Here is a 25,506-nt window from a genome sequence, read left to right on the forward strand (position 1 = left end):
GAGGGGAGACGAGGACACGTGAACGACGACGCAGCGCATCCGGCGCTCCCGGCGCTCGTCTCGCCCGTCAGCGTCACCGCCGACGCGGTGCTGCACAGCGCCGACTTCATCCGTCCGCGGCTGCTGGCCTCGGGCCACGACCGCGTCGTGCTCTACGCGGGCGTCCAGATCAACGGCACCCCCCACCTGGGGACCAACGTCATGCAGACCGCCGCCTTCCTGCTCGCCCGGGCGGCGCGGGAACGTTTCGGGGTGCGGGTCCTCGTACGCTTCGGGGCCCTGGACAACGCCCCGTACGAGACCCGCCGCTGCCCGGAGACCGGCAGCCTCTACGAGCGCTCCTTCGGCTACGTCCTCGGCGCGGCCCGCGTCGGGGAACTGGTCGGGCGGTACTACGGCGGGTTCTTCGACGAGCTGTCCGCCGCCACGGGCGTCCCCTACGAGGTGGAGACGTACACGGACCAGCAGTCGGGGCGTGCCTTCCGGGAGGAGTTCCTGGCGTCGCTGGAGCTGATGGACCGGCTGCGCTGGGTGCTCGCGCCCTCCAGCGGCACGGTGCCGGTCAGCTTTCCGTGCCCGCGCTGCGGCTGGTCGCAGAAGCACGGCGAGCAGACCGAGCTGCTCTCGGCCGGCGCCCGGGAGGCGCACTTCGCGGCGGTCTGCCTCGAGCACGGCAAGTACCTGGTGGAGGTCGCGCCGGGCGCGGAGGCGTTCATAGGGCTGACGACCCTGCACCGCAACCTCGTCAAGGAACGGGTGGCCGACCGCGAGGACGCGCTGCCCGTGATCGTCAAGGGGGCGGACTGGGCGCCGGGCTGCCGCCTCGTGGACGAGGCGTTCCTGTGCTACCCGGGCGCCCTGCCGCCGCCGCGGGTCTTCACGCCGGTGGTGCTCTCCGACTCCGGCGCCAAGCTGTCCAAGACCCTCATCCGCCAGGGCGCGGCCGACCTGTCGGAGGCGACCGAGCCCTGGATGCTGGACGCCTCGGCGTGGCCCGGCCCGCGGCGGGAGTACGCGCGGATGCTGCTCGGCCTCGTGGCGCGCATGCTCTCCGAACCGCGCCACTTCGAACGCGGCTATACGACGCGGGAGGTGGCCCGCCTCATCGGCCGCCGGGCTCCGGGGCCGTCCGGGGGACCGGGATGACGTCGCGGTTGGCCAGGTAGCGGGGGCGCGGCCGGGGGGCCGCGTAGGGGACGCCGAGGGGGTTGCGCACGCTGTTGTAGACCACGAAGAGGTTGGTGCGCGGGAAGGGCGAGACGTTTCCGCTGGAGGCGTGCAGGCAGTTGCAGTCGAACATGACGGCCGAACCGGACGCCCCGGTGAACTGCCGGATGCCGTGCCGCTCGGCCAGGGCCGTCACACCCGCCCGGTCGGCCGAGCCGGCCGGCAGGTTCTTCCCCAGCAACGACAACTTGTGGTAGTCGGCGGGCGTTTCGCCGACCGAGGGGACGAACGTCCGGTGCGACCCCGGGATGATCATCAGGGGGCCGTTGAACGGCATGTTCTCAGTGAGCGCGATGGACAGGCTCAGCGCCCGGGGCGCGGGCATGCCGTCCTCGGAATGCCAGGTCTCGAAGTCGGAATGCCAGCCGAACGGCGAACCCCCGAAGGCCGCCTTGTAGTTCACCCGGCTCTGGTGGACGTACACCTCCGAACCGAGGATCTGGCGCGCCAGCGAAGCGAGCGGATCGGAGCGGATGACGGCGCCGAACACCTCGGACAGCTCGTGCACTTCGAAGAGCGAACGGATGCCGTCGGAATCGGGCTCCATCACCATCCGCTCGCTGCCGCGCAGGGAACCGTCGGCGGTCATCCGCCCGATTTCCGCCCGGCATCGCGCGACCTGCTCCTCGCTCAGCAGCGCGTCGAAGGAGAGGAACCCGTCGCGCTCGTACGCCGCCAGCCGCCCGGCGTCCAGCGGCCCGTCCGTGTCGTCCCCCCAGACGACCGGGTGGCTCCGCCCGACCGGGACCGACTCGGTGACATAGCGGGTGGGATAGGGATCGTGCGCGGTGCCGGGCGCGGGGGAGGAGGACATCGCCGCAACTCCTGAAGTATCGGGGATACCGGGACGAAGGGCTGTGAAATTTCCAAGGACACCGTGGAAATCCGCTGCATGGCTTCCCGTGCGGACGGTCCCGAAAACGCGGCCGTCTCGTGCGCGGGGGATTTCGGTCAAGGTCGCGGAACCGGGCCGATCCGTATCCCGTTACGGCGCCGCCTGCCACGCCGCGCCAGCCACTTGGCGCAGGCGGAGAGCGCCAGGCACATCCCGATGTACATCGGGCCGACGACGAGGAGAACGGGTATGTAGGGATAGCCGGAAGGGGTCGCCGTGTTCTGGGCCAGGAGCTTTCCCGCGTAGAGGAGCTCCTCGTAGGTGATGATGAAGCCGAGCGAGGTGTCCTTGAGGGTCACCACGATCTGGCTGACGATCGCGGGCAGCATGGACCGTACGGCCTGGGGCAGGACGACCGTCAGCATCACCTGGGTCTTGCGCAGCCCCAGGGCGTACGCCGCCTCCCGCTGCCCCCGGGGCACGGCCAGCGCCCCGGCCCGCAGGATCTCCGCCTGCACGGACCCGTTGTACAGCGTGATGCCGATGACCAGGGCCCACAGGGTGGGGCTGGCGAAGTTGTCCGCGAGCCAGTTGCCGGTGCGGCCCAGCTCCGTCCGCAGGAAGCGCCCGGCGGTGGTGACGCAGGACCGCAGCCAGCCCGTGTTGTACAGCGCGAAGATCATGATGAGCAGCGGCATGGCCCGGAAGAACTCCACCAGCGCCGTCGCGGGCCAGCGCAGCAGACGGTGCTCCGAGAGCCGTCCGCAGGCGAGCAGCACACCCAGCAGCAGCGAGAGCACCACGGCCAGGGAGAACGCCTTGAGCGTCTCCAGCGCGCCGATCAGGATCCGCCGCTGCACCCCCTCGTAGGCGAACGCCTCCCACATCGCCGGCGTGAACTGCCCGGCGTCGCGCAGCCGCACGATCACATAGCCGGCCAGGGCGGCGATGCCCAGGACCGCCAGGACGCCTATGAGGGCATGGCGGCGGCGGGCGCGGGGGCCCGGGGTGTCGAAGAGGACGGAGCTCACCGCGCCACCGCCAGCCGGTGTTCGAGGATCCGGAAGAGGCCGCTGATGGTGAGGATGAGCAGGAGGTAGGCGGCGGAGACCCACAGGAAGACCGTCAGGATGGCGTAGCCCCGCTCGACGAGGGACTTCTCCACGCTGAACAGCTCGTAGACGCTGAAGCCGCCGGCGAGCGCCGAGTTCTTGGTGAGCGTGATCATCAGGCTGCCGACGGGCGGGACGACGGCCCGGCCGGCCTGCGGCAGCACGACCAGACGGGCCGTCTGGGAGAAGGACATGCCCAGGCTGCGCGCCGCCTCCGCCTGGCCGACGTCGACGGTGTTGACGCCCGACCGGAGCGCCTCGCAGACGAATGCGGAGGTGTAGACGCCCAGGGTCAGCACGGCGAGGGTGAAGTAGCTCAGCCCGGACAGCCCCACCATCGGCAGGCCCAGGGTGACGCCGAAGAACAGCAGCGTCAGGGGCGTGTTGCACAGCACGGTCACCCCGGCGGCCCCGAACGCGCGCAGCGCAGCGACGGGGCAGACCCGGCAGAGGGCCAGGACGGTGCCCAGGCTCAGGGCGAGCAGCGCGCTGAGCCCGGTCAGGGCCACGGTACCGAGGAAACCTCTGCGGAAGAGGCCGACGTTGTCGAGCAGTACGTGCACGGTCGCCTCCGTGGCCTCGGCGGGCCCGCGTGCCGGCCCGGGCGGGTGGGTACTTCGGGGGCGGGAGGTGACCGCGCGGGAAGCCGCGGTCCCGCCGGGTCAGTACCGGATCACCTCCGGCGGGGCGGGGGCGGGCGCGCCGGACCGGCCGAGGGTGGCGTCGTAGGCCCTGAGCCAGTCGCCGTTGCGGCGGTGGTGCTCCAGCGCGTCGTTGACCGCGTCGCGCAGGGCCTTGTCACCGCGGGTCAGCCCTACGCCGTAGGGCTCCCGGGAGAAGGGCCTGCCGATGACGCGCAGTCTGCCGCCGTTCTGCGCGGCGTACCCCTTCAGTATGGTGTCGTCGCTGGTCACCGCGTCCGTCTCGCCGCTGATCAGGTCTTGGACGCACTGGGCGTAGCTGTCGTGCCCGCTCACCCGGGCGCCGTAGGCGGGGTCCTCGATGCGGTGGAAGGGCGTGGAGCCGGTGACCGAGCACACCCGCCTGCCCTTGAGGTCGCCGGGGCCGCGGATGTTCTTCTCGCCCTGTCTGACCAGCAGGTCCTGCCCGGCGACGTAGTACGGCCCGGCGAAGGAGACGTGCTTCTTGCGCTCGTCGTTGATGGTGTACGCGGCGACGTAGAAGTCGACGTCCCCCTTGGCGATGGCCGTTTCGCGGCCCTGCGGGGAGACGGTCTTCCAGGTGATCCGCCCCGGCCCGAACCCGAGGTCGGCCGCGACCATCTTCGCGATCTCGATGTCGAAGCCGAAGCGACGGCCGGTGACGGGGTCCTCGAAGCCCAGGAACGGATGGTCGGACTTCACCCCGATCACGATCCGGTGGGCGGCCCTGGCGTGCCGCAGGGCGGGCGACCCGCTGACGGTGACATCCGGGTTGACCGGATAGGCCATCCGGTGCTCCCCGTCCCCGATCAGGGCGGCGACGCTGCCCGGGGGAACGCCCTGACGGCCGCAGGAGACCAGCGAGGCCAGCGCGAACAGTGCGACGGTCGCGACCAGTGGACTCCTCGGCCTCATTCCGCTCCAGGTGAGAGCATCCGGACCCTAAGGTGACCACCAGAATACCGAGCGTGGCGTGGCGCGCTACCGGTAGCGCAGGCCAGTGCCGGCCAGTGCGGGCCAGTGCCGGCTATGGAAGGCCATACGTCTTGCGCGGCGGGGCCCGGCGCCGCAGAGTCGATGCATGGCCATCGCAACGGTGAACCCAGCGAACGGCGAGACGCTCAAGACCTTCGACGCGCTCGGCCCGGAGGAGACCGAGCGGCGCCTGGCCACCGCCGCGGCGGCCTTCCGCAGCTACCGCACGACGGACTTCGCCGAACGGGCGCGGCTGCTCGGCCGGGCCGCCGACCTCCTGGACGACGACCAGGACGACATCGCCCGCACGATGACGACCGAGATGGGCAAGCCGCTCGCCGCGGCGCGGGCGGAGGCGGCGAAGTGCGCGAAGGCGATGCGCTGGTACGCCGGCAACGCGGAGCGGCTGCTGGCCGACGAGGTGCCGCCGGCGGCGGAGGTGAAGGACGCCGGGGCGGCGCACGCCCGCGTGCACTACCGCCCGATGGGGGTGATCCTCGCCGTCATGCCGTGGAACTTCCCCCTGTGGCAGGTGGTGCGCTTCGCGGCGCCCGCCCTCATGGCCGGCAACGTCGGCCTGCTCAAGCACGCCTCGAACGTGCCGCAGACCGCGCTGTACCTCGAGGACCTCTTCCGCAGGGCGGGCTTCGCCGAGGGCTGCTTCCAGACCCTGCTCGTGGGCTCCGGGGCGGTCGAGTCCGTCCTGCGCGACCCCAGGGTCGTCGCGGCGACCCTCACCGGGAGCGAACCGGCGGGCCGCTCGGTGGCGGCCGTGGCGGGCGACGAGGTGAAGAAGACGGTCCTGGAGCTGGGCGGCAGCGACCCCTACGTGGTGATGCCCTCGGCCGACGTCGCCCGCGCGGTGCGCACCGCCGTGACGGCCCGCGTCCAGAACAACGGCCAGTCCTGCATCGCGGCCAAGCGCTTCATCGTGCACGCCGACGTCTACGACACCTTCGCCGAGCGCTTCACGGCCCTGATGGCGGGGCTGACCGTCGGGGATCCCATGGCGGACTCCACGGACGTCGGCCCCCTCGCCACGGAACGGGGCCGCGCCGACCTGGAGGAGCTCGTCGACGACGCGGTCCACCGCGGCGCGACCGCCCTGTGCGGCGGCCGCCGCCCCACCGACCCCGCCGAGCTGACCAGGGGCTGGTACTACGAACCCACCGTCCTGACCGGCATCACCCCGGACATGCGCATCCACCACGAGGAGGCCTTCGGCCCCGTGGCCTCGCTGTACCGCGTACGCGACCTGGACGAGGCCATCGAGCTGGCCAACGACTCGCCCTTCGGCCTCAGTTCCAACGTCTGGACGCGCGACGAGGCCGAACAGCGCCGCTTCGTACGGGACATGGAGGCGGGCGGCGTCTTCTTCAACGGCATGACGGCCTCCCACCCGGCGCTGCCCTTCGGCGGAGTGAAGCGGTCGGGCTACGGCAGGGAGCTGTCGGGCCACGGCATTCGCGAGTTCTGCAACGTCACGACGGTCTGGCACGGGGCGGAGCCGGGCGGGGGGTGAGGGGCCCCGGGGGTCACCGCCCCCAGCGCAGCCCGGGGGTCTGCACGGGGGCGTCGTACAGGCGCAGCAGTTCGTCGTCGACCTGGCACAGGGTCACCGAGGCGCCCGCCATGTCGAGCGAGGTCACGTAGTTGCCCACGAGGGAGCGCGCGACCGGCACGCCGCGCTCGCGCAGTACGCGGTGCACCTCGGCGGTGAAGCCGTAGAGCTCGAGCAGCGGCGTCCCGCCGGCCCCGTTGACCAGCACCAGCACCGGCCCGCTCGGCCGCAGGTCCTCCAGCACCGCGTGCACGGCGAAGTCCGCGATCTCCCCCGACGTCATCATGGCCCGCCGCTCCCGGCCGGGCTCGCCGTGGATGCCGACCCCCAACTCCAGCTCGCCGGCGGGCAGGTCGAAGGTGGGCCCGCCCTTGGCCGGGGTGGTGCACGAGGCGAGGGCGACCCCGAAGCTGCGCGAGGCCTCGTTCACCCGCCGCGCGATGGCCTCCACCCGCTCCAGCGGCGCACCGCCCTCGGCGGCGGCGCCGGCGATCTTCTCCACGAAGAGGGTGGCCCCGGTGCCGCGCCGCCCCGCGGTGTAGAGGCTGTCGGTCACGGCGACGTCGTCGTTGACGAGCACGCTGGCGACCTGGATGCCCTCGTCCTCGGCGAGCTCGGCGGCCATGTTGAAGTTGAGCACGTCACCCGTGTAGTTCTTTACGATGAACAGCACACCGGCGCCGCTGTCGACGGCGGCCGCGGCACGCACCATCTGATCCGGAACGGGCGAGGTGAAAACCTCCCCGGGGCAAGCGGCGTCCAGCATCCCCGCCCCCACGAACCCCCCGTGCAACGGCTCATGCCCGGACCCCCCACCCGACACCAACCCCACCTTCCCCGCCACGGGCGCGTCCCGCCGCACCACGACACGCCGCTCCACATCGACCGACAGCTCGGGGTGGGCGGCGGCCATGCCACGCAGGGCGTCGGCTACGACGGTTTCGGGGACGTTGATGAGCATTTTCATAGCGGGCTCCTTCAGTAACGGAGGGTTAGGTCACTGACCTGCATTTCCGCAGGTCAGCTGCAATGAAGGGAGTAATTGATCTTGGCGGGCTCTGGCGGTCGGTGGCGGTCTGTGGCGGTACTGATGCTGACCTAATGCTGACTTTGCTGACGGCTCGTCAGTCAAATGGCGCACTACTCAGCGTGATGGGCCTAGGGTACTGAGGCCGGTGCGCTGAGAGACTCCGCTGTCGCAGTAAGTGAGCCCCATCAGGTGGAGACCTCCCTGACTGCTGTCGTGAGTGCGGCAGCCAGGGTTGAGAGCCCCTGCGACGGTGATGGCTGGGCAAGTCAGAGTTTGTGGGATATGAGGCCTGGTCGCGGCGGGCCAGGTAGCTGGCCTGCCGGCGTGCAGTGTCCGGTGATGGGAGTGATCGGGACGCAATCGGCCGTGATCAAGTCTGTCCGAACGGACATGGTGGTTCGTCGGGGTGCTCGTCCCAGCACGTCACGTTCGTCATGAAGTTGTCCACGTAGTGGCGTGAAACCTGTGGTGATGCGGCTGCCACCAGGGCTGACCTGGGCAGACGGATCTTTCAGCGTTGTGCCGTATTACGCGGTCGGTCCTCCCCCAGCGCTCCCCAGCAGCGCCCATACTCCCCGGATTCTCCCCAAGAATCGCCGTCTGGGGGTGGTGGTGAGCCGAGGGGGTAGCACTTCCGTGGGCGCGCTGGGTGATTACTCGGGCTGACCGCTGCGTCGGCCAGCCGAGGCCGCCTCTCACGTGCACCTCACCAGTGACGGCATCGCGAAGCTGAGCACGGTAGCGAACGCGCCCCTGCCGCCGGACCAGGCTCCTCAACGACGCATTCACCTACCGGCCGCAGCGGCGCGGCGGATCCGTGCTCTCGGCCACGGACTCAACCTCGGCGGCGCGAACAAGACCCCCTCTGCGCCAAGTCGGTATGTCGCAGGGACGCGCAGACCGCGCCGCTTCAAGGGCGTGGTCAAGCGTTACTGCCCTGAAGGCGGCCTTTACGCGACCGCTGTAGGCGACGATGCGCAAAAATGGTACAGCTCGCGTCACAGGTCGCGAACGATGACAGTGCGAACTGGAGCGTCGACGCTGCCTGCGACGTGGGCTGTACCCATTTTCGCCGAATGACTGCACAGCACCTGGGGATTGTGCAAGGCTACGGACATCGACTCTTATGTGTCACGCCGACCGAGCTGGCTGTGAACCTGTGACTACGATGGACTTACCCATACGGGACCATCTTCGGGGCAGCAGGCTGGCCCAGCCCGGAAGGGGCCGGACCAGCCGCTAGCGCGGCGCCCTCAAGACCACCACCCCCCGACGCTATTTCGGGGGGTGGTGCTACTTGATGGTCAATGCCACCAAGAACGGTGTCACGAAAGCTGTGACTACCGTCAAGGCCAGGTGACGCCGTTCGATCCAGTCGAGGGCCCTACTGCCCCAGGACTGTAACGTGCGACACCCCTTCCGCACCTGCTGTCGCATGCCCATAGGAGCATGCCTCCCTTCGAAGAAGGACCTGTGAAGGCCCTGCCTGTGGGACCAGTGAAGGCCCCTGCCCCTGGCTGGGCGCCCGGGACGTGCTGCTGGGAGTCAGTTACGCGACAGCGCATCAGATGCTACGCCAACCTCCTTCGTCGGTTAGGTACTTGCGAGAATCCGTCCCCGATAACACGCCCACACTTACCGTTACCGCTGTACTCGGTTCGAGAGCTGAGACGGCCGCTGCTGCCCGTCCCGGCGTACAGCTCCGGGTCTCCGCAGCAGGACGGCAGTGGCTGGTCGTTTGCAGCTCCGGTAGCTGGCTTTGTCCGTGGGTGTGGTTCCGGTGTAAGTGTCAACGCGAGTGCTGGCCGTGTTCGTCGCTGGCCCGGGCCCGAGGTTGGGGCAGCTGGTTTCCGCCCGTCTGGCATCTCGGCGGTCCGCCGCGTGGTGAGGCTGCCGACGGCAGGATGATTGACCCGGCGCGGTAGCAGCTGACGAACACAAACTGACGAGTGCACGCCGCGTCCGTGTCCAGTAGTCCATGGGGCTCCTGCCACCTTCCGGCGGGTTAAGTTCCTGCGCAGTGTTCCGCATTCCCTCTGAGGAGTTCGTGTCAATGGCGTGTCCGCTCCCCATGCGGGCGTGGTGTGCCTGGTCGCCTGGCTGTTCTCCTGTAGGCCCCTGCATGGGCTGCCGTGTGGCGAAGGTTTCGATCATGCCCAGTTCGCGGACCGCCGTTCCCTCGCGGAAACAATTCTCCGCCTCGTTGACGTTGTGGTCGTGTTAACTGAGGAGGGGAAGGTGTCGGGGCTGAAGCTGTTCCACACGAAGGGCGGCGTGACGGAGGTCAAGTCGCACCTCGCTGAGGTTGAGGCCGATGTGCAGGATCTTGTCGAGGCCAACCTTGAGGCGATGCTCGGTGTGCGGTTCCTGGCGAGCGAGTACAGCACCGGGCCCGTGCACGGCGGCCGGATCGACACCTTGGGGATCGACGAGAATGGTGCCCCAGTCGTCATCGAGTTCAAGCGAGCCACTGATGCCGGCGTGATCAACCAGGGGCTCTTCTATCTGTCGTGGCTCCTGGACCACAAGGCGGAGTTCGGGCACCTGCTCCGCGACCGGCTCGGGGCAGCGGTCGCGGCCCAGGTGCTGTGGAGCGCACGGAGGCTGATCTGCGTCGCTGGCAACTTCACCCGCTACGACGTCCACGCGATCCGCGAGCACCGGCGCAGCATCGACCTGGTCCGCTACCGCTTCTTCGGCTCCGACCACTTCGGCCTGGAGACTGTCGCCTCCGTCGCCGCCCAGACGGCGGTCCCGCGTGCCCGCCGGACGAGTGAGACCGCGATACCTGGTGCTCGCGCGGCCGAGGGAGCGATGGAGGATCTGCACGCCGAGGTCGACCAGGTCCTGCTGGGCCTCGGCGCCTGGGCGATGTCCCCGGAAGTACGGAACAGGGGAGCTCCGCCGTCGCCGGAACAGATCGCGGCGTTGTCGCCGGTGACGTCCACGTCGGTGGCGCCGGCGGCGGCCGCGGTGAAGGTCCCGTTGTGTGCCTTGAGCGGGGCCCACTCGTCCTTGGTACGGCCGTAACCGGTCAGGGTCAGCTTCTCACCGGCCTGTGCGGAGGCGGCGGCGATCTGGGCGGGGCGGACGTTCGCGACGGGGGCGGAGAGCTTGGCCAGCACCACGTCCCGGTCGTCGCGGGGGACGAGCTTGACGACGGTGCGCTCAGCGCCGGAGGTCGTGGCCAGGTCGGTACGGCCGATGACGGCCTTGGTGGCGAGCTTCGGGGCGCCGGCGGGGACCTTGGCGGACTCGGCGGGGTTGTCGGCGAAGCAGGAGGCCGCGGTGATCGCACCCAAGCACCGGTACTCAGCCCCGTATCGACCGGATCACCATCCGCCTGGACCGGCCCGGCCAGCGCATAGCCCTGGCCTACCTCCAGGGCACTCCCACCGCCCAGCCGCAGCCCCCGGTATTGGCGCAAGGGGAAACGGTGTCTGGGACATCCCACTGGTCCGCCTCGTCGTCCGCCCCCAGGCCGGCGCCATCACGCCGGCGGATCTATCCGACGAGCGCCTCTATACCGGTTGGGGCATCATCCTCTCGCGAAGCCAGTCCCGTCCGGTCCCCGGTTACTCGGGCCAGCTTCTCTACGAATCCGACACCGGCCGTCTGCGCCTCCATGCCACCATCGACGACACGGCAGGCCCGGACGCCACCTGGCGCACGATCGCCGACACCGGCGCCGCCATCACCCCGTACAGCGTGGCCACCGGCCTCGAGGAACTCAGCGCCACCGGGTCCTATGGCATCGCGGGAGCCAACCTCGTCTACATCGAACTGTCGATGACCGTCGAGAAATCGTTCACCCTCACCGGCCGCAGCCTCCGCCCCAACCTGCCATTCACCGCGGCCACAACGGGGCGGAAGATCATCGACGGTCTCCGCTGGCAGGCCGACCAGAACTCCGACCCCAACATCACCGGGTGCAAGCTGCTGATCAACGGCGGCACCACCGCCGGCCTCTACCTCCAGCAGAACCCCGGCTCCGCAGGCGACTGGAACGCCGAAGGCATCCCTTTCAAGGCCGGTGACCAAGTCAATTTCTCCGGCCTGTACTCCGTCGCCGACGGCCAGCTGTAGCCACCCACCAAACCTGACCACCACGGCCCCGCGCCGCCCACGGCGCGGGGCTTTTGCACGCCTTACAGGAGTTATCCGCATGTCCCTTGCCCGCAAGGTGATCGCCATCGCCCATGACGAAGTGGGCTACCAGGAGGGCCGCTCCCGTGGCCACTGGAACAACATTCAGAAGTACGCCCCGGCTGTGCCGGCGCTGGAGTGGGCCCAGGGTGAACCTTGGTGCAGCACTTTCGTCACCTGGTGCTTCCAGGAAGCCGGCGCCGCCGACCTCGTCCCCGTCACCGCGTCCTGTGCCGAGGGCGTCGAGTGGTTCCAGGACCAGGACCGCTACACCGACTACCCCGTGATCGGCGGTGTCGTGTACTTCAGCCCCGGCGGCGGCTCCCACACCGGCATCGTCATTGCCTACACCGACGACGAAATCACCACGGTCGAGGGCAATACAAACGACGACGGATCGTCGGAGGGTGACGGCGTCTACCTGAAGACCCGCCCGCGCCACAGCTCCTACATCCACGGCTACAAGATTCCGGACTACCCAGAAGGCGTAGTCCTCGCCGATCCGTCGTGGCACGGTCAGAAGGGCGTCATCTACTTCGGGCACGAGGCGACCACCGACGACATCCCCGGAGACGGCGCCAACGAGCACAGCGATTACCTCGAGTACAAGGATGAGGACGGTCAATACGAGCGGTTCCCAGGTGCGGACTGGTTCCGCACTGCGCCGAACTCACCGATCATCACCCGCATGGGCGAGCGCCTCGTCGAGGTCGGGTGCTCCGCCTATGAAGCAGGCCCCGGACCCCAGTGGACCAGCGCCGACCGCGAATCCTTCCGCCTCTGGCAGCGGGCACTCGGTGACGCGCCCGAATACTGCGACGGCTGGCCTGGACCGCGTCAGTGGGACCTGCTGAAGATCCCCCAGTGATCAGGCGTGAGTCGCCCAGTCCGTCCCGCCACCCTGACGGCCTGGCGCCCCTACCGATGGCCCGACCCCAGCCCCGACCCCCTTGCCGTCGTACAGCACTGTGGTCTGATCTCACTGCTATTGAGCAACTCCGGCTCAATTTGGGAAGCGTTGCAGGCCTAACAGAGCTGCTGGTTGGTGCGGATCCATACCCAGGCGCTCTGGTTGCCGTGATCGTCGGTGGCGCGAAGGGCGAAGTCATGGATGCCTCGTCCGAGGTTCAGCACAGTGATTGTGTCGGTCCCTCTGGTATCTCGGGGGTAGGGGTACGGGCTCCAGGTGCCATCCGCGTTTCGGCGGTACAGCTCATACAGCGTGATGGGGTTCACCCCGCCCGCTGTCCAACTCAGCTTGGCCTGCTCTGGAGAGGCGCCGCAGACCCAGGTGGGGTTCGAAAGGAACGGCGGCAGCTCTGCGAGTTGTTGATTGACGACCAGGAAGTCGTTCAGTCGTCCGGCCACGGCATCCGTCTCCGGCGGCGACAGGCGGCAGCGGTCGCGGGTCAGCGACACGAGAATATTGGCGGCGTCGGTGGCGTTCAGATCGGGTCGGCCAAGGGAGGCGCTGAGGTTGGTTCTCTTCTCCCCGCGCTTTATGTCGGCGCACAGCGCGTCAGACAGGTTGAGGACTTGCTGCCCGGTCATGCCGGTGGATCCGCTGCTGTTGAATCCTTGAGCCGCCTGCTGGGCGGACCGGTCGGCATCTGTGCGTGGGGGGTAAATCGCGTTGTAGTCCTGCGGGCCGAGGACAGGCCGCTGCTGCGGCAGGTCGGGGGCCAGATACTGCAGGGACTGTGCGGCGGGAAGCAGTGTCTCGGTTGGGCAGGATGCCTTCGCAAACCCGAGGATCGCGGTCGACCCAGCACCGTAGGTGGCGGGCGGCAATTTCAAGCTTCCGAGGCCATGATTACGGCCCCAAGAGGTCTTGCTGATCCCTTCAATCAGCCCTTTCAAGACGCCTTTTATGACGGTCTTATCGGCCTTCTCATCGAGCCAGCTGTAGTCCTCGAAGTGTTTGCATAGCTCGTCGGTGGAGGCTATCGCTGAGGGTGCGCGGGCACGCTGGGCGACAGCGGCGTTCGCGGTGCTAACTGGGGCGGCCAAGGCGAGCGTGAGCACGGCGACGAGGCACGGCCGACACACGCCATAGCGGTGCGTGCGGGGTGGGACGGGCATGACCTCAGTACCCCCTTCGGGTTAGCCGATAGCGGGGGACGCGTCCTTCCTAATTTTATCGCTGGATCTCCGTGACTGCGCGCAGAAGCCCGGGCATCCCACGGGCTGATCCGACCTAGGACCCGCCGCGTGCGCTGCCCGCACTCATAACACTGCTCCGGCACCGAATCGGCTGTACCCACTTGCCCGCGCTGCCAGCGAGGCCGTGGGCAAGGACACAACGGCGGGTGCCCAAAGTGCAGACTAGGACAAACCGCGCGGCTCCTTCCGACGCCGCAATCACCGACAGCAACAGGGTCGGAGTCGTACCGCTTCAGGGGGATGCCACCCTGCCCCCCCCGCCAGAAGAGGAGAAGTCTTGACCGACGCAACCCGTCGCACCATCCGCACGACCGTTCAGACGGCAATCAGCGTTGCCGCGCTCCTGCCCGCGATCATCTCGGCAGCCGGTATCCCCGAGACCCTTCCGTGGGCGGCAGGCGCTCTCGCCTTCGCCGCGGGCCTCACTCGCACCATGGCCATTCCGGGCGTGCAGGCCCTCATGCCGACATGGCTTCGTACCGAGGGCGGGGCATGACTGATCCCCCACCACGACCGATACGGCAACTGTGGCCCTGGAGCTGGGGCCGGTTTGGCCAGGGTGGACGGGGCCCTTGCCCTCCTCGTCCAACGCTCTGACCAGAGCGAACGCCAGCTCTCCCACCATGAAACCCGCCTCACAGCGCTTGAACGCTCGCGATGGCCGCTGCCCAGCATTGCGGCACTCGTCGCCGTACTCGGCCTCGCCGTCACCCTCTGGCAAGCCACCGCCGCCCGATGAAACAACGCGCCCCCGTTCCGGCTCCCTGCCGGAACGGGGGCGTTTCTGTGCTGCCTATCGTTGGGCGCCTCGTCGTTGACGCTGTGGTCCACTGGCGGGTCGCCGGCGTGAACGACCAGTGTTCAGGAGGAGCGGTAGCGCTCTCAGTCAGCTGGTCGCGGGGTCGGTCTCGAAAGGAAAGTGCAGACCGAGAAGCCGAGGAAGCCCAGGAACGCGAGGGTCATGACCCCCATCATGACGCCCAGACCGACAGCAGATCCTGGCTTGCTGTAGTTCATGTATAGCGCCGTGGCCGTCGTCGACGCGAGGCACGCGCAGAGGGTGCCGAAGACAAGTCGGCGGACACCCGCTCGCGAAATGGCATAGCGGGCCGCGGCGGCCGCGACAGTCCCTCGTCCGTAGGCGAGGAATCCGACGATGCTCCATGACACCAAGATCACAAAGAAGCAACCGAGGACGATACGGACGGGTATCGGAACGCTGTTCCCAAATTTGTTGTGCAGGCATTCCTCAAGCGGTCCTTGCTGGTTGGCGAAGCATAACAATGGAAGGACCTGGCCGAGAATGTGACGCGTGTACTTAGCTGCGGCACTCTCCGGGGATAGGGCCTCGAGCAGCAGCACCAGAAAAAGGGTGAGCAGGAGGGCAGAGAAGGACAGGGACAGACCTGACAGCAGCCCGCCCAGCGCGGTTCTGTACACATCGTCGGAGGCGACCACCACAGTTCCTTGGGTCACGGCGGTGATGCTCAGCGAGAAGAATGCCGAGATGCCGACGGTGAGAATTTCTCCGAGTTCCTGATCCCTGGCTCCGCTCAATCGCTCCCTCGGGAGGAAGTGCGAGATGATGACGATCACCGCCGTAAACGCGAATCCGGCGAGAATGGCAGCGAAATTCGAGTAGAGCATGATCGCATCGCGGATGGCAGAACGGTCGGGAGTCGGCACTCCAGTCATGAAACCCGACGCATAACGAGGCCGAGCGGGTATCACAAAGGCTTCACAACCGGTTACCCTGCGTCAGTCTGCAGAGACGTTTTCCCGGACGGTAAGTCACTGAACGACCCGGAGCCAATGCCGCTGCGGCGAAGATGAAGAGAGCCGCAGCAGCGCCCCGGATGTGAAGACCTGGGGGATCCTCCGCGACCGCCGCCTGAAGGGCGACGGCGCCTTCTACCCACCAGCGGCGCCACCCACATGCACAACCACCCCGCCACACGCCAAGGCATTTGGCACCCATCGGGGAGCAGACCGCCCCCACGCCCCCGAGACCCTCATGCTCAGGGAACGGCGGGCCCCGCACTGGGCTAACTCCTGCTGCGCCCCAGCCACCAGCGGCTCACCCTGGACAGCGACGACCCCGTTCCGAACCCCAGAACGAGCCGGAGCCACTGGCACTCGTAGGAGGCCTGGAAGGTGCAGCACGAGGATGAGCCGTCCAAGGACATAGAGGTACCGACCGCCCCGCCATCCGCCATGCGCAGGATGCTGGAGCTTGCCAAGAGTGCCGATTGGCGCTCCCGGCGGACCACCATCCGCTCACAGATCTCGCTCGCCATTGCGGCGGTGGCTCTTGTGACCAGTGTTGTCGGCCTGACGATGTGGGGAGTGCCGAACCGCGACGACATCCAGCAGGTGCGGCGTTGCGTCCCAGTGGTAGCCCAGTCTATCGACGACGGGGCCCGCGCAGTCGCCCAGCAGGTCGTGGCCGGCCACTACGACCAAGCCGAAGTGCAGAGGCTGAAAGAGCTTCTGACGACTGCGGAGGCCAACTTCGAAGGGGTCCTTGACAAGGCGTCACAATGCCTCGAGCCAGCAACCCGGGCACGCCTGTCATCAACCCTCAAGCTGATCAAGAGTGCCCTGCAGATCCTGGCCACACCGCTCGGCCTACCGGGAGGGAGCTCACCCACACCCAATCCAAGCCCCTCGTGACCGCCCATATCTAGAGCTCGAAGCCCGCCCGCGTCAAGCAGCCCGACCGACGGCAGAGCCCATAGACATGCCGCACGATGATTCGGCAGTGTGCCTGGCTTGCTGGCCGGATAGCCGCGCTCAGCGGACGGCGACCGTCACGGAGCAGCACAGCCCGGCCCAGTCGCAATTCTGGCGACCCTCTGGCCCGCCTACTATCAGGCGCTGACCGCAACCCCCGGTGCTGGTGACGACCCACATCCGTACGCTCGTGCACTGCTAGGCGCCTTGACCCTAGTGGACGTTCCTGAGGCTTTCACCGAGGCGGACCTCCACGAGTTGCGTGCCCTGTGCCACCCCTCGCTCGACAGGGCCACCATCACGAGCACGTGGTGCGATCACCCAGACTCTGGCTGCCGGCCCGCAGCTGGTCGACTACTACGAAAGCGCCGCCCTACCCCACGGCCCCTATGGGAAGGCGATTGTCACGGCAGCCATGGACGCCCGCCGCCTCGGCCACACGGGCCCCCTGCCGACCGCTCTCCTGGAGGCCGCAGCTCCCGGCTATCTGACCCAGGAACAGCGAGCCGCAGCGCCGGCCACCTGGTTCGCTGATGCTCTCAGCTACGCGCGCACCAGGATCAAGGGTGTGGTTTCGGCCTTGGAGCCCGTGGCCGACCCGGGCGGTATGGGTGCCCTTCCCGACGTATACGGTCTTGCCGACTACCTTGACCACTATGGCCGGGACAGACGCCGTATGCTCTGCCCGCCATCGACGTTCTGGAGCGCTGCTGCCCGACATGTCCGCTCGAGTGTCGACTGTATGGCTCTCGCCTACGCCGCGGCCAACAGGGGACGTAAGCGCCATGCCGCTGAGCTGTACCGGCGTGCCGCCGATATGGGCTACACCGACGCGCTGGTGAAACTCGCTGGCGTGCTCGACGACGCAGGCGACCGAGCCGGCAGCGAGCGGATGGTTCTGGCGGCTGCCGAACGCGGAGGGGGCAACGCCCTGTACACGGCAGCCGGCATCCTGAGGCGAGCAGGACGAGAGGACGAGGCACTCGCCTACTATCGCCGCGCCGCCGAGGCCGGCGAAATCGATGCTTACAACCGAGTGGCCGGCATCGTGGAATCCACGGGGCAAGTGGGTGAAGGCGTCGCCTGGTGCAAGGAGCGCGCGGAAGCAGGCGATGCACACGCCTTGAGATCGGCCTCCAATTTGTTGGTGCGGGCAGACCGGTCGCGGGAGGCGCTTTCCTGGTTGGAGTCCCGTGCCACCGCCGGAGACGCCCATGCGTTCACTCCGTTGGCATATTTGTTGGAGAAAACAGGACGGTTCGACGAGGCGATCATGTGCTACCAACGCGGGGCCGAATCAGGCGATTGGGGCGCCGCCAGTGCGGCTGGTCTCCTCCAGGAAACGGGACGGGTGGACGGCGCGATCGCCTGGTACCAGCGTGCCGCCGAGGAAGACACCGATGACCACCGCTCGCTATGTCGTGCGGCCGATCTGCTGGAGAAATCGGGCCGAACCGAAGAAGCGATCGCCTGGTTGCAAGCCCGCGCCGAGGCCGGAGACGTCGTCGCGCTGGTCGAGGCCGCCCAACGACTGGTGCACGCTGGCCAGGCGGAGGAGGCAATCACCCGGTTGCAGAGAAGAATCAGCGAGGGTGAGATCAGAGCCGCAGGCATTGCCGCCGAACTACTACGGAGGAACGGGCGCACGGACGAGGCGATTGCTCTGGGCGAACGCTACCCCTCCATACAGACCGCCTACGTCCTATGGAGGGCTGCTTCTCTGCTGCAGGACGCGGACCCGGAAGAAGCGGTCCAACTGTACCGGCGCGCCTCGGCTTTGGACGATGGCTCTTGCGGCTATGGATCCGCGGCCATGGAAGGTGCGGTTGGTCTGCTCGTGGCCGCGGGGCATGTGGAGAAGGCAGCGGGATGGCTGAATGAACGAACCCAAAAGGGGGACGTTCGCGGTCTTGGCGTCATGGCCAAGTTGCTGGAGAAAAAGGGCCGGACAGTGGAGGTGGCCATCTGGTGGCAGCGAGCCGCCGATGCCGGAGACATGGGAGGAACGGCCAGTCTTGCAGCATTGTGGAAGGGAATCGGCGATATTGAGCGGGCCGAGCGACTTAACCGATTTGGGTTGGACGCGGACGGATCTGTCGCAGATCCATGGATCCTATGAGCCGCGTGGTGCCGGTATGGAGAGGATCGGGACCTGCATGAACCAACCCGCTCCTCGCGCGCGGCAAGGCTCCCAACCAGCCGCTGCCGCCACCCGCCGGGGATCGACCGACCGGTACTCCAGCACCCAAAACGTACACCAGCCGGGTACGGGCTCATCTCTCTCGATCCGCTTCAACACGCAGATCCAACAGGGAAGCTGGGGTATTTCTCCCACTCGCCCTGGGACTCGAGGAATTCCTTCAGCAGCCCCTCGTGGTCGCCGGGGTCGGCGGCATACAGGGACGGTCTCCGATTTCAGCCCGGTTGGCTCGGACGACGTCTTGGGTGAGGTGGTGCTCCTGTGATTGTGGTGGCCAGGGCCTTGGTGGCCTGCAGCTCGGTGTCGGTGGCACGGGCCGGGCCGGGGCGGACGGCATCGCCGTACAGCCGCTCGAACTCGGTAAGGGCTTCGCCGGGGGTGTCGTAGACGAGGGCGACTTGCCGCAGGTGGTTCTCGCCGTGCAGGTGGACGCTCTTGTCGTCGCGGTAGGTGGCGACAGCGACGGTGGTCCATCCGTCGTGGGCGTGCAGGTGGAACTGGGTCTGGGTGGCGAGCGGGCCCCGGGAGGTGATGATGTTGGCGTGTCCGGCGAGGTCAGACGAGTTCACACCGGACACGCTCGGTGGTGCGGCGTATGGGGCTACTGGAACGTCAGTGTCGTGGTCCCCTCCACGCGGGATACCCCCGATCCCGCGCATGCCAGGGGGGCCGGGTTGGTCAGGGTGATCGTTTCGGTGGCTGCGTCGTTCTTGCCGTATCCGTCGGTGACGGATCCCGTCTTCGTCACCACGCTGGTGGCTGTCAGCCTCGTCACTGAGACGGTGGTCCAGTGCACGGTGGACTTCAGGCCGTTGTTCCACTTGTACTCGATGGTGGACTCCGGGCCGAGGCCCAGGGACTGGCAGGACGAGGGGACGGTCACCTCGAGAGCGCCGTGGCCGGACGTGATGCCGACCGGATCTGTGCAGGTGGACCACGTTTCGCGGACCTTCACCTTGGTGTCCTGGGTGGTGTTGGTCAGGGGCGGGTCGAAGGTGGTCTTCTGCGTCCCCTTGCAGACCAGGTCGCCGACGGCGGCGTGGGCGGTGGTGGGGACGAGGAGACCGCTGACCGCGAGAGCGAGCGCAAGGGTGGTGCCGAAGGTCCGGGAGCGTATGCCGGCGAGCACGGTTCCTCCTAATGACTGTTCGGGACAGTGGTGCACGGTTCAGCCATTAGCCCAGAGGTATCGGCCACTTGGCCAGATCGATACCCCAACCCCGCGCAGGACTGGCGTGCCAACCATCCGCTCCGCACCCCTATGCGCCACCTAGTGCACCAATATCCCGACGCACAGTGAACGCCCAAGCGGAACAAGAGCCCGTCGATCACCTTGCGGTGACACGCCCACCACCCGCCCGGCCCTGTGTTCTGCAACAGATGCGACTCCAGCCGCACCCACTTCTGCTGAGCGCGCCACCCACCGCAAGGCCGTACCGCCGTGCCGGGTGGAGCCGGCCATCGCCCAGGCGGTACAGCGGCAGACCGCCGCGATGCCGGAACTGAGCCACTGCGTGTTTCCTGAGCTGGAGACGGGGCGGACGATGCGCCAGCCCCGATCGCGCAGGCCCGCACACAGCGCCGCCGTCAGGCCGCCGCTTAGTGCCGGCCCGCGCAGGCGGGCCGAGGGGAGCCCCGCCCACAAGTTCACGATGTTCGGCCCGGCGAGCCGGCCATGGCCCTGGCGGAGTCGATGCCGGTGAGCATCGCCCGCTGGGTGCGGGGCCTGACCGTATCCGGCCCTTCTGGCCATGGGCCGGGCCGTCCGGACGGAGGACGGCTCCGCCACCCCGTGAAGTCACCCGGTCGTCGTCCTCGTGCGGGAAGGGTGATTCGGCGCTGCGGACGATGCGGCCGATGACGCGTGCGAAGGAGTTCGTGTGGCTGCCGGCGGCGGCCGCCGAGGACCTCTCGCCCCGGCAGCTGCGAGCGTATGCGTTGATCGCGTACGCGTACGCGCAGGTGCGGGGGATCCCGCTGACAGAGGCAGAGCTGGCGGCCGGCCTGCGTCACCACTCGGGGAAGAAGGCGGGCGAGCCGCAGTCGGTACCGGCAGCGTCGGCAGTCGTGGACGAGGTGGAGACGGCGCGCTGGGTGACGGTGCAGCGGCGGGCGGGCGGGGGAGCGGGGGCGTCACCGGTACATCGCGTACGACATCGCCCCCGAGGCCCGCCCCGCTGGTGCCTGCTCGGTGGCCGGTGGGGTCCTGGAGGCGGCCGTGGGCAGCGGTTCGCAGGGGTCGTGCAGTTCCCAAGTTGGTGAGGGGTCGGGTTCCCCGGTTGGTGAGGGATCCTTCGCGAATGAGGAATCACCTAGGACTGACTCACCCGATGACGAGCGCGCGTTCTTCTCTTCCGCCGTAGGCGAGGTACCGGTAGTTGATGGCGCTGAGGCTGTGGAAAGCCCCGGTAGCGTACGGACGCGTACGGGCGGGGCCGGTGATTTCGCGCTTCGCGCGGAACGGCATTCCCCCATCGCTCTCACCAGCAAGACAGCCCTCCGGGTGCCGCGGACGGCACAACTCCTGGCTGAGGTTGTCGGGAAAGTGAACGGCTACCAGCGGGACCGGCTGGACCGGCTGGTGAACGGGTGACTCGAGCTGTCCGTACCGGTTTCGTCGTGACGGTTTGTCGTGGGCGCTGAGTATCGGTCTGCCGTACCGGCCCGGAGGGATGACGCAGGTGCCCTGCCGCAACCGGTGGTGCGGGAGTCTGGTGCTGGGGCGGGCGACGGACGATGTGCGTTGTGACACTTGTGAGCTGGCTGTGCAGAAGGCTACCCGTCGGCCGCCGGCCTGTGACGTGGCGCCGCCACCGCCCATCGATGTGCTCCGTGCGCGTATTGCCGCCAGCATGCCCATTGGCTCCTTGCCGCACGGGGAAAGCAGCGCCGGGGTCACCGCCGACGTGGGGGAGATGTGCCTGCCGGCCATCGTGCGGGAGCAGATCGGGGTGATTGCCACCGCTGATCCACGTGCCGGGTGCATCGCTTAGACGGCCGCCCGCACGGTTTACGGCCCCGCATCCGACGAGGAAGCCGACGCTGATCATGCCGAACGGGTATCGGCTGCGATGGCCATTCTCGGCGCGATCACCGATCGCTACGCTGACGTCCTCGCCGCCCACTACACCGGGAGCGCCGCATGATTACCCGTCGTTCGGGAAACCGGGCGGTCATCCGCTGTGACCTGTGCCCGGGCCATCCGGTTCTGCCCACCTTCAGCCAAGAGGCCAACCCGGCCAAGTGCATCCGCTGCCAGGGCGATAACCGCTGGCTGCCTGTGCCCCACGCGGAAGACCACCTGTGCAATGTATGTCGGCGTGAATGCCCCGGATGCCAGGCTCCTTCATCCACCGGCGGCCTGTGCCTGACCTGTCAGGGCAAGTGCCGCACCTGCCAGGCCCCGCTGCCCGAGCGGCCTCCCAGTGCGGTCCAGGTGGTCGAGCCCGAGAACCGCAAAGACCGCAAACGGCGCTGGCCCCGCCACTACTTCCCCCCACACCGCAGGACGCGATCGATGCGACGCCTGCTTGAACCAAGGCAACTCCACCGACCCCATCCGCGCCGTCCTCGCCGCTATCCCGGACAAACTCCTGCGCGCCTGTGGTGGAGTCATCCCGCGGTCCGCGATGGAGATGATCCATGACGAGCTGAGCTACCGCACCACGCGACAGATCACCGCACGCATCGAACGCCGCTGGTGGAACAGCTGGGCCAGCCGCCCTCTCCAGCGGGCCACCGATGAGAAGCAGGAGGGTTACGGGCCCGACGACGTCGTGCTCTGGCTGCTGGCCCCCACACCGTGCTCGGCCCGCTGCGAGGACGGCTTCAGCGCCGACAACCCCGACTGGCCCTGCCCCGCCTGCAAGGACAGCACCCACGCCGCAGTCGACGAAGCTGAGCCCGACCCAGCGCCGGCCACCGACCGGACCCCGGCCGAAGCCATCGCCTACCGACCGCCGATGGCCGAATGCGTCGGCAAGGGCGGCACCTGCGGAGTGCCCGTTGCCCCACCCCACACCCAGTGCCCCTCCTGCCTGGGCTGGCCCCGCTGCGCCTGCGGCCGCCCGTACGACCCCGACCACGGCGAAGGCTGCCGCCTGTGCCGCGCTGTCTGTTCATAAGCCCCGCCGAACGGGGGCGTACAGCCAGCACGTACAGGGTCGGGCGCGATGCTGGTCAGGACTGCACAACAGTCTCGGATGCCATGGATACTGGGCATCCATCCAGGAGGTCTCTGCTGAACGAACGGGTCGAAACACCAGATCTGGCACGTATCGCCTTGCGTCGTGCCCAGGAGGACGCAAGGCGCCGCAGGGTGTCGTCGGCTCGTACGGCCACGCCGCGCGCCGTGCGCAGAGGACGGTCACAACCAGTCGCCCTGTCCGTCGCACTTGAAGAACTCCTCGCAGCCCGGATGCCAGCAGGCGCTCTCGCCCGCTCCGCAGTACTGACTCACTGGGACGACAGCGTCGGGGTAGACATCGCCCGTAGAGTCCGCGCAATCCGCTTTGACCCAGATACTGGGAAACTGACCGTGCAGGCCGACTCTCCGGCATGGGCGACGCAGACACGGCTCCTTGTACCGATGCTCATTCAACGCCTCAACCAACGCATGGACGCCCAGGCTGTACGGTCCATCAACATCCTGGTGCCCAAACCCGCGCGGCCTGTAGGCCATGGGGCAGCCGAACCCGCTGCACCGCCCCAGCCAGCGAGCGACCTCATGGCCGGCTCTGGACACGACGGGAAGCTGCACTTCGACAGTGGTTCGGCAGACGGAACGGCGCAGCTGCGCACGACGGCAGACAGCGGCACCGGATCCACGGGGCGAGCAAAACACCATCCGGACACCAGAGCCTCTCGGGAGCCGGAGGACCAGGACTCTGGCTACGGAGCCGGATCGTCGGCCGCGGCCGCACCATCGCCGGTTGTTCGAGGCCCAGACCAGGCCAGGGAGAGAACCACCCCGGTGAACGGGGCAGTCGAGGCCGCCGCCGAGCGGCAATCGCGCTGCCTCCCCCGTGAGCCCGTGCACGCCCTCGCCGCCACCAGGCACCGGCCGGCATCGGACGAGGCGTACGCCTGCGCCGTGCTCAGGGCCCGCACACAGCGATCCGAGACAACCTGGTGAGCCCCTCCTTCGCCCTAGCGCAACGCCGACCAGCGCTTAGGCTGACCCGGTGACCATGACGTGGGGGTGGGCTCCCGCGCAAGGAAGAGGGGGACGGCCAGATGGCGCTGAAGGAGACGGGGTCGGCACACAGCACGCACGATGTCGAAGCGGAGAAGGCTGTCCTGCGCGCGATGCTGCGCTCGCTGGAGGCCATCGCCGACGTCGTGGAAGTCCTTCGCGGCGATGACTTCTACCGCCCTGGGAACGAGCTGATCTACAACGCCATCCTCTCCGTCTACGCCGACGGCGACACACCCGACCCTGCCTCAGTCGCGGCGCGGCTCACCCAGCGCAAGGAACTCGACAAAGCCGGCGGCGCCGAATACCTGGCCGCCCTGGCTGGCTCCACGAGCCGGGGCTCGGCCTGGGTGAAGGAAGCCACCCGTCTCCAGGCCCTGGCCCGCCTGCGTCGCACCAGAGTGGCCGCAGTCCACATCGAGAACCTCGTGGACGAGGGATCCGCCGACAACGCGGACCGGATCATCGAAGCGGCCCAGGCAGAGATCTTCGCCGCTACCACCCACCGCAGCAACGTGCTGCCGCCGCTGTACTCGCTCAGCGATGTACTGGAAGACGCCCTCGACCAGATCGAAGCCATCGGATCCCTCCGGACCGAGCTCACCGGTGTGCCCACCGGATTCGTTGACCTCGACGCCCTGACCAACGGCCTGCAGCCTGGCCACCTGACCGTCATCGCCTCCCGCCCCGCCATGGGCAAGTCCACCCTCGCCCTGGACTTCCTCCGCGCCGCCTCGATCAAGAACAACCTGCCCGCAGCACTGTTCACCCTCGAGTCCGGCCGGGAAGAGGTCGCTATGCGGCTGCTCGCCGCGGAAGCACGCGTCGCCCTCCACCACATGCGCTCCGGGTCCATGGCCGACGACGACTGGACCCGCCTGGCGCGCCGGCTGCCCGACATCGCCGCAGCCCCCCTCTACATCCAAGACGGCGCCTACTCCACCCTGACTGATCTGCGCGCCCAAAGCCGCCGACTGCGCAGCCAGCAGGACATCCGGCTCATCGTCGTGGATGCACTGCACATGCTGACCTACGGAACCCGTCCCTTCTCCTCCCGGTACGAGGAAATCTCCGAGATCTCCCGCTGTCTCAAACTCCTGGCCAAGGAACTCGGCGTGCCCATCGTCGCGATCTCCCAGCTCAACCGGGGCCCTGAGCAGCGCGTCGACAAGAAGCCGCATATCAGTGATCTGCGAGACTCCGGGGCCCTGGAGGACAACGCAGACATGATCATCCTGCTTCACCGTGAAGATGCCTACGAAAAGGAGTCACCTCGCGCAGGCGAGGCCGACCTGATCGTGGCAAAGCACCGTAACGGACCCACCGCGACAATCACCGTCGCTTTCCAAGGCCACTACAGCCGCTTCGTCGACATGAGCCAGCCCGTGCCACCTGCCCGACCCGCCCCGGACGCGGGGCAGCCGGAGCCAGCTGAAACGGATCCCGCGGCCAACACCTGAAAGACAAAGGTCGATGGTGCCGAGGATGCCCAGGGCTGCGGGCAGTGCCTGGCGCGGGCCGGTACGGGCGTCGGCGCGGGTGGCTTCGTCGAGCGCGGTGCGCAAGCGGGCCACGAGATGGTGGTCCGCGTAGCGGCGGGCGCTGGCGACGGCGGCCAGGTACTCACGGGGGAGGAAGGACCTCAGCGTCGATGATGTCGGCCGGCTC

The 25,506-nt window shown here is 68.1% G+C and carries 20 protein-coding genes and 2 pseudogenes; 12 read left to right on the top strand and 10 right to left on the bottom strand.

Annotated features, from left to right (window positions below; all coding sequences use genetic code 11):
* Nucleotides 1-18: 18 nt before the first annotated feature.
* Entirely contained in the window at nt 19-1,146 is a 1,128-nt protein-coding gene (locus ACIGXW_RS32495) for a hypothetical protein (RefSeq protein WP_399576511.1), read from the top strand.
* Here the strand turns inward: ACIGXW_RS32495 and thpD are convergent.
* The 4 genes from thpD to ACIGXW_RS32515 all read right to left on the bottom strand — a co-directional run bounded on the left by thpD (nt 1,103) and on the right by ACIGXW_RS32515 (nt 4,751).
* Nucleotides 1,103-2,041, bottom strand: coding sequence for an ectoine hydroxylase (thpD, locus tag ACIGXW_RS32500; RefSeq protein WP_399576512.1), 939 nt, complete (start codon nt 2,039-2,041; stop codon nt 1,103-1,105). The genes ACIGXW_RS32495 and thpD overlap by 44 nt on opposite strands.
* 137 nt (nt 2,042-2,178) lie before the next feature.
* Nucleotides 2,179-3,093: an amino acid ABC transporter permease gene (locus ACIGXW_RS32505; protein ID WP_399576513.1), complete on the bottom strand. Its 915-nt coding sequence runs from the start codon at nt 3,091-3,093 to the stop codon at nt 2,179-2,181.
* Nucleotides 3,090-3,737 carry an amino acid ABC transporter permease gene (locus ACIGXW_RS32510; protein WP_399576514.1) on the bottom strand — a complete coding sequence of 216 codons (648 nt, stop codon included), beginning with the start codon at nt 3,735-3,737 and terminating at the stop codon, nt 3,090-3,092. The genes ACIGXW_RS32505 and ACIGXW_RS32510 overlap by 4 nt, the downstream gene beginning before the upstream one ends.
* Nucleotides 3,738-3,836: 99 nt before the next feature.
* Nucleotides 3,837-4,751 (bottom strand): glutamate ABC transporter substrate-binding protein, encoded by a 915-nt coding sequence (locus tag ACIGXW_RS32515; RefSeq protein WP_399576515.1) that lies wholly within the window; start codon nt 4,749-4,751, stop codon nt 3,837-3,839.
* 166 nt (nt 4,752-4,917) lie between these two features.
* Here ACIGXW_RS32515 and ACIGXW_RS32520 point away from each other — a divergent pair, with 166 nt between their 5' ends.
* Nucleotides 4,918-6,333 carry an NADP-dependent succinic semialdehyde dehydrogenase gene (locus ACIGXW_RS32520; RefSeq protein WP_399576516.1) on the top strand — a complete coding sequence of 472 codons (1,416 nt, stop codon included), beginning with the start codon at nt 4,918-4,920 and terminating at the stop codon, nt 6,331-6,333.
* A gap of 13 nt (nt 6,334-6,346) precedes the next feature.
* Here the strand turns inward: ACIGXW_RS32520 and dhaK are convergent, their stop codons facing one another.
* Nucleotides 6,347-7,339, bottom strand: a complete 993-nt coding sequence (dhaK, locus tag ACIGXW_RS32525) for a dihydroxyacetone kinase subunit DhaK (protein ID WP_071964473.1) — start codon at nt 7,337-7,339, stop codon at nt 6,347-6,349.
* Between the two features lie 2,301 nt (nt 7,340-9,640).
* Here dhaK and ACIGXW_RS32530 point away from each other — a divergent pair.
* Nucleotides 9,641-10,142, top strand: a pseudogene (locus ACIGXW_RS32530) (transporter); the annotation flags it as partial.
* On the opposite strand, the gene ACIGXW_RS32535 reads toward ACIGXW_RS32530, so the two are convergent.
* Nucleotides 10,087-10,704, bottom strand: a complete 618-nt coding sequence (locus tag ACIGXW_RS32535; RefSeq protein WP_399576517.1) for a trypsin-like serine protease — start codon at nt 10,702-10,704, stop codon at nt 10,087-10,089. The pseudogene ACIGXW_RS32530 and the gene ACIGXW_RS32535 overlap by 56 nt on opposite strands.
* On the opposite strand from ACIGXW_RS32535, the gene ACIGXW_RS32540 reads away from it, so the two are divergent.
* Together ACIGXW_RS32540 and ACIGXW_RS32545 are read left to right on the top strand one after the other, a co-directional pair.
* Complete coding sequence (locus ACIGXW_RS32540) at nt 10,691-11,488, top strand: hypothetical protein (protein WP_399576518.1); 798 nt, start codon at nt 10,691-10,693, stop codon at nt 11,486-11,488. The two genes, ACIGXW_RS32535 and ACIGXW_RS32540, sit on opposite strands and share 14 nt — an antisense overlap.
* Before the next feature lie 79 nt (nt 11,489-11,567).
* Complete coding sequence (locus tag ACIGXW_RS32545; protein ID WP_399576519.1) at nt 11,568-12,416, top strand: peptidoglycan-binding protein; 849 nt, start codon at nt 11,568-11,570, stop codon at nt 12,414-12,416.
* 158 nt (nt 12,417-12,574) lie between these two features.
* Here the strand turns inward: ACIGXW_RS32545 and ACIGXW_RS32550 are convergent, their stop codons facing one another.
* The gene (locus ACIGXW_RS32550) at nt 12,575-13,630 is read right to left on the bottom strand and encodes a hypothetical protein (RefSeq protein ID WP_399576520.1); all 1,056 of its coding nucleotides are present in this window, start codon (nt 13,628-13,630) and stop codon (nt 12,575-12,577) included.
* 358 nt (nt 13,631-13,988) lie between these two features.
* Between ACIGXW_RS32550 and ACIGXW_RS32555 the strand changes: the two genes are divergently transcribed.
* Nucleotides 13,989-14,207 (top strand): hypothetical protein, encoded by a 219-nt coding sequence (locus ACIGXW_RS32555; protein WP_399576521.1) that lies wholly within the window; start codon nt 13,989-13,991, stop codon nt 14,205-14,207.
* A 48-nt stretch (nt 14,208-14,255) separates the two neighbouring features.
* Nucleotides 14,256-14,450, top strand: a pseudogene (locus ACIGXW_RS32560) (hypothetical protein); the annotation flags it as partial.
* A gap of 143 nt (nt 14,451-14,593) precedes the next feature.
* Here ACIGXW_RS32560 and ACIGXW_RS32565 read toward each other — a convergent pair.
* Nucleotides 14,594-15,397 (bottom strand): hypothetical protein, encoded by an 804-nt coding sequence (locus tag ACIGXW_RS32565; protein WP_399576522.1) that lies wholly within the window; start codon nt 15,395-15,397, stop codon nt 14,594-14,596.
* A 468-nt stretch (nt 15,398-15,865) separates the two neighbouring features.
* On the opposite strand from ACIGXW_RS32565, the gene ACIGXW_RS32570 reads away from it, so the two are divergent.
* Together ACIGXW_RS32570 and ACIGXW_RS32575 are read left to right on the top strand one after the other, a co-directional pair.
* Entirely contained in the window at nt 15,866-16,384 is a 519-nt protein-coding gene (locus ACIGXW_RS32570; protein WP_399576523.1) for a hypothetical protein, read from the top strand.
* Between the two features lie 802 nt (nt 16,385-17,186).
* Nucleotides 17,187-18,563, top strand: coding sequence for a tetratricopeptide repeat protein (locus tag ACIGXW_RS32575; RefSeq protein WP_399576524.1), 1,377 nt, complete (start codon nt 17,187-17,189; stop codon nt 18,561-18,563).
* 296 nt (nt 18,564-18,859) lie between these two features.
* Here ACIGXW_RS32575 and ACIGXW_RS32580 read toward each other — a convergent pair whose 3' ends face one another.
* Together ACIGXW_RS32580 and ACIGXW_RS32585 are read right to left on the bottom strand one after the other, a co-directional pair.
* On the bottom strand, nt 18,860-19,213 hold the full coding sequence (locus ACIGXW_RS32580) for a hypothetical protein (protein ID WP_399576525.1): 354 nt from the start codon (nt 19,211-19,213) through the stop codon (nt 18,860-18,862).
* Nucleotides 19,214-19,245: 32 nt separating this feature from the next.
* Nucleotides 19,246-19,773 (bottom strand): hypothetical protein, encoded by a 528-nt coding sequence (locus ACIGXW_RS32585; RefSeq protein WP_399576526.1) that lies wholly within the window; start codon nt 19,771-19,773, stop codon nt 19,246-19,248.
* Between the two features lie 2,401 nt (nt 19,774-22,174).
* On the opposite strand from ACIGXW_RS32585, the gene ACIGXW_RS32590 reads away from it, so the two are divergent.
* From ACIGXW_RS32590 to dnaB, 3 genes are all read left to right on the top strand, one after another.
* On the top strand, nt 22,175-22,768 hold the full coding sequence (locus ACIGXW_RS32590) for a hypothetical protein (protein WP_399576527.1): 594 nt from the start codon (nt 22,175-22,177) through the stop codon (nt 22,766-22,768).
* Between the two features lie 83 nt (nt 22,769-22,851).
* Nucleotides 22,852-23,778: a DUF721 domain-containing protein gene (locus ACIGXW_RS32595; RefSeq protein WP_399576528.1), complete on the top strand. Its 927-nt coding sequence runs from the start codon at nt 22,852-22,854 to the stop codon at nt 23,776-23,778.
* Between the two features lie 101 nt (nt 23,779-23,879).
* Nucleotides 23,880-25,298, top strand: a complete 1,419-nt coding sequence (gene dnaB / locus ACIGXW_RS32600) for a replicative DNA helicase (RefSeq protein ID WP_399576529.1) — start codon at nt 23,880-23,882, stop codon at nt 25,296-25,298.
* Nucleotides 25,299-25,506 lie beyond the last annotated feature (208 nt).

This window comes from Streptomyces sp. NPDC053079, assembly GCF_044546695.1.
Lineage (GTDB): Bacteria > Actinomycetota > Actinomycetes > Streptomycetales > Streptomycetaceae > Streptomyces.

What these genes read in the sequence shown, in the direction of transcription:
- ACIGXW_RS32545 (WP_399576519.1), top strand. Translation starts at nt 11,568, where the DNA reads ATGTCCCTTGCCCGCAAGGTGATCGCCATCGCCCATGACGAAGTGGGC.
- dnaB (WP_399576529.1), top strand. Translation starts at nt 23,880, where the DNA reads ATGGCGCTGAAGGAGACGGGGTCGGCACACAGCACGCACGATGTCGAA.
- ACIGXW_RS32595 (WP_399576528.1), top strand. Translation starts at nt 22,852, where the DNA reads ATGGATACTGGGCATCCATCCAGGAGGTCTCTGCTGAACGAACGGGTC.
- ACIGXW_RS32575 (WP_399576524.1), top strand. Translation starts at nt 17,187, where the DNA reads ATGGCTCTCGCCTACGCCGCGGCCAACAGGGGACGTAAGCGCCATGCC.
- ACIGXW_RS32550 (WP_399576520.1), bottom strand. Translation starts at nt 13,630, where the DNA reads ATGCCCGTCCCACCCCGCACGCACCGCTATGGCGTGTGTCGGCCGTGC.
- dhaK (WP_071964473.1), bottom strand. Translation starts at nt 7,339, where the DNA reads ATGAAAATGCTCATCAACGTCCCCGAAACCGTCGTAGCCGACGCCCTG.
- ACIGXW_RS32520 (WP_399576516.1), top strand. Translation starts at nt 4,918, where the DNA reads ATGGCCATCGCAACGGTGAACCCAGCGAACGGCGAGACGCTCAAGACC.
- ACIGXW_RS32515 (WP_399576515.1), bottom strand. Translation starts at nt 4,751, where the DNA reads ATGAGGCCGAGGAGTCCACTGGTCGCGACCGTCGCACTGTTCGCGCTG.
- thpD (WP_399576512.1), bottom strand. Translation starts at nt 2,041, where the DNA reads ATGTCCTCCTCCCCCGCGCCCGGCACCGCGCACGATCCCTATCCCACC.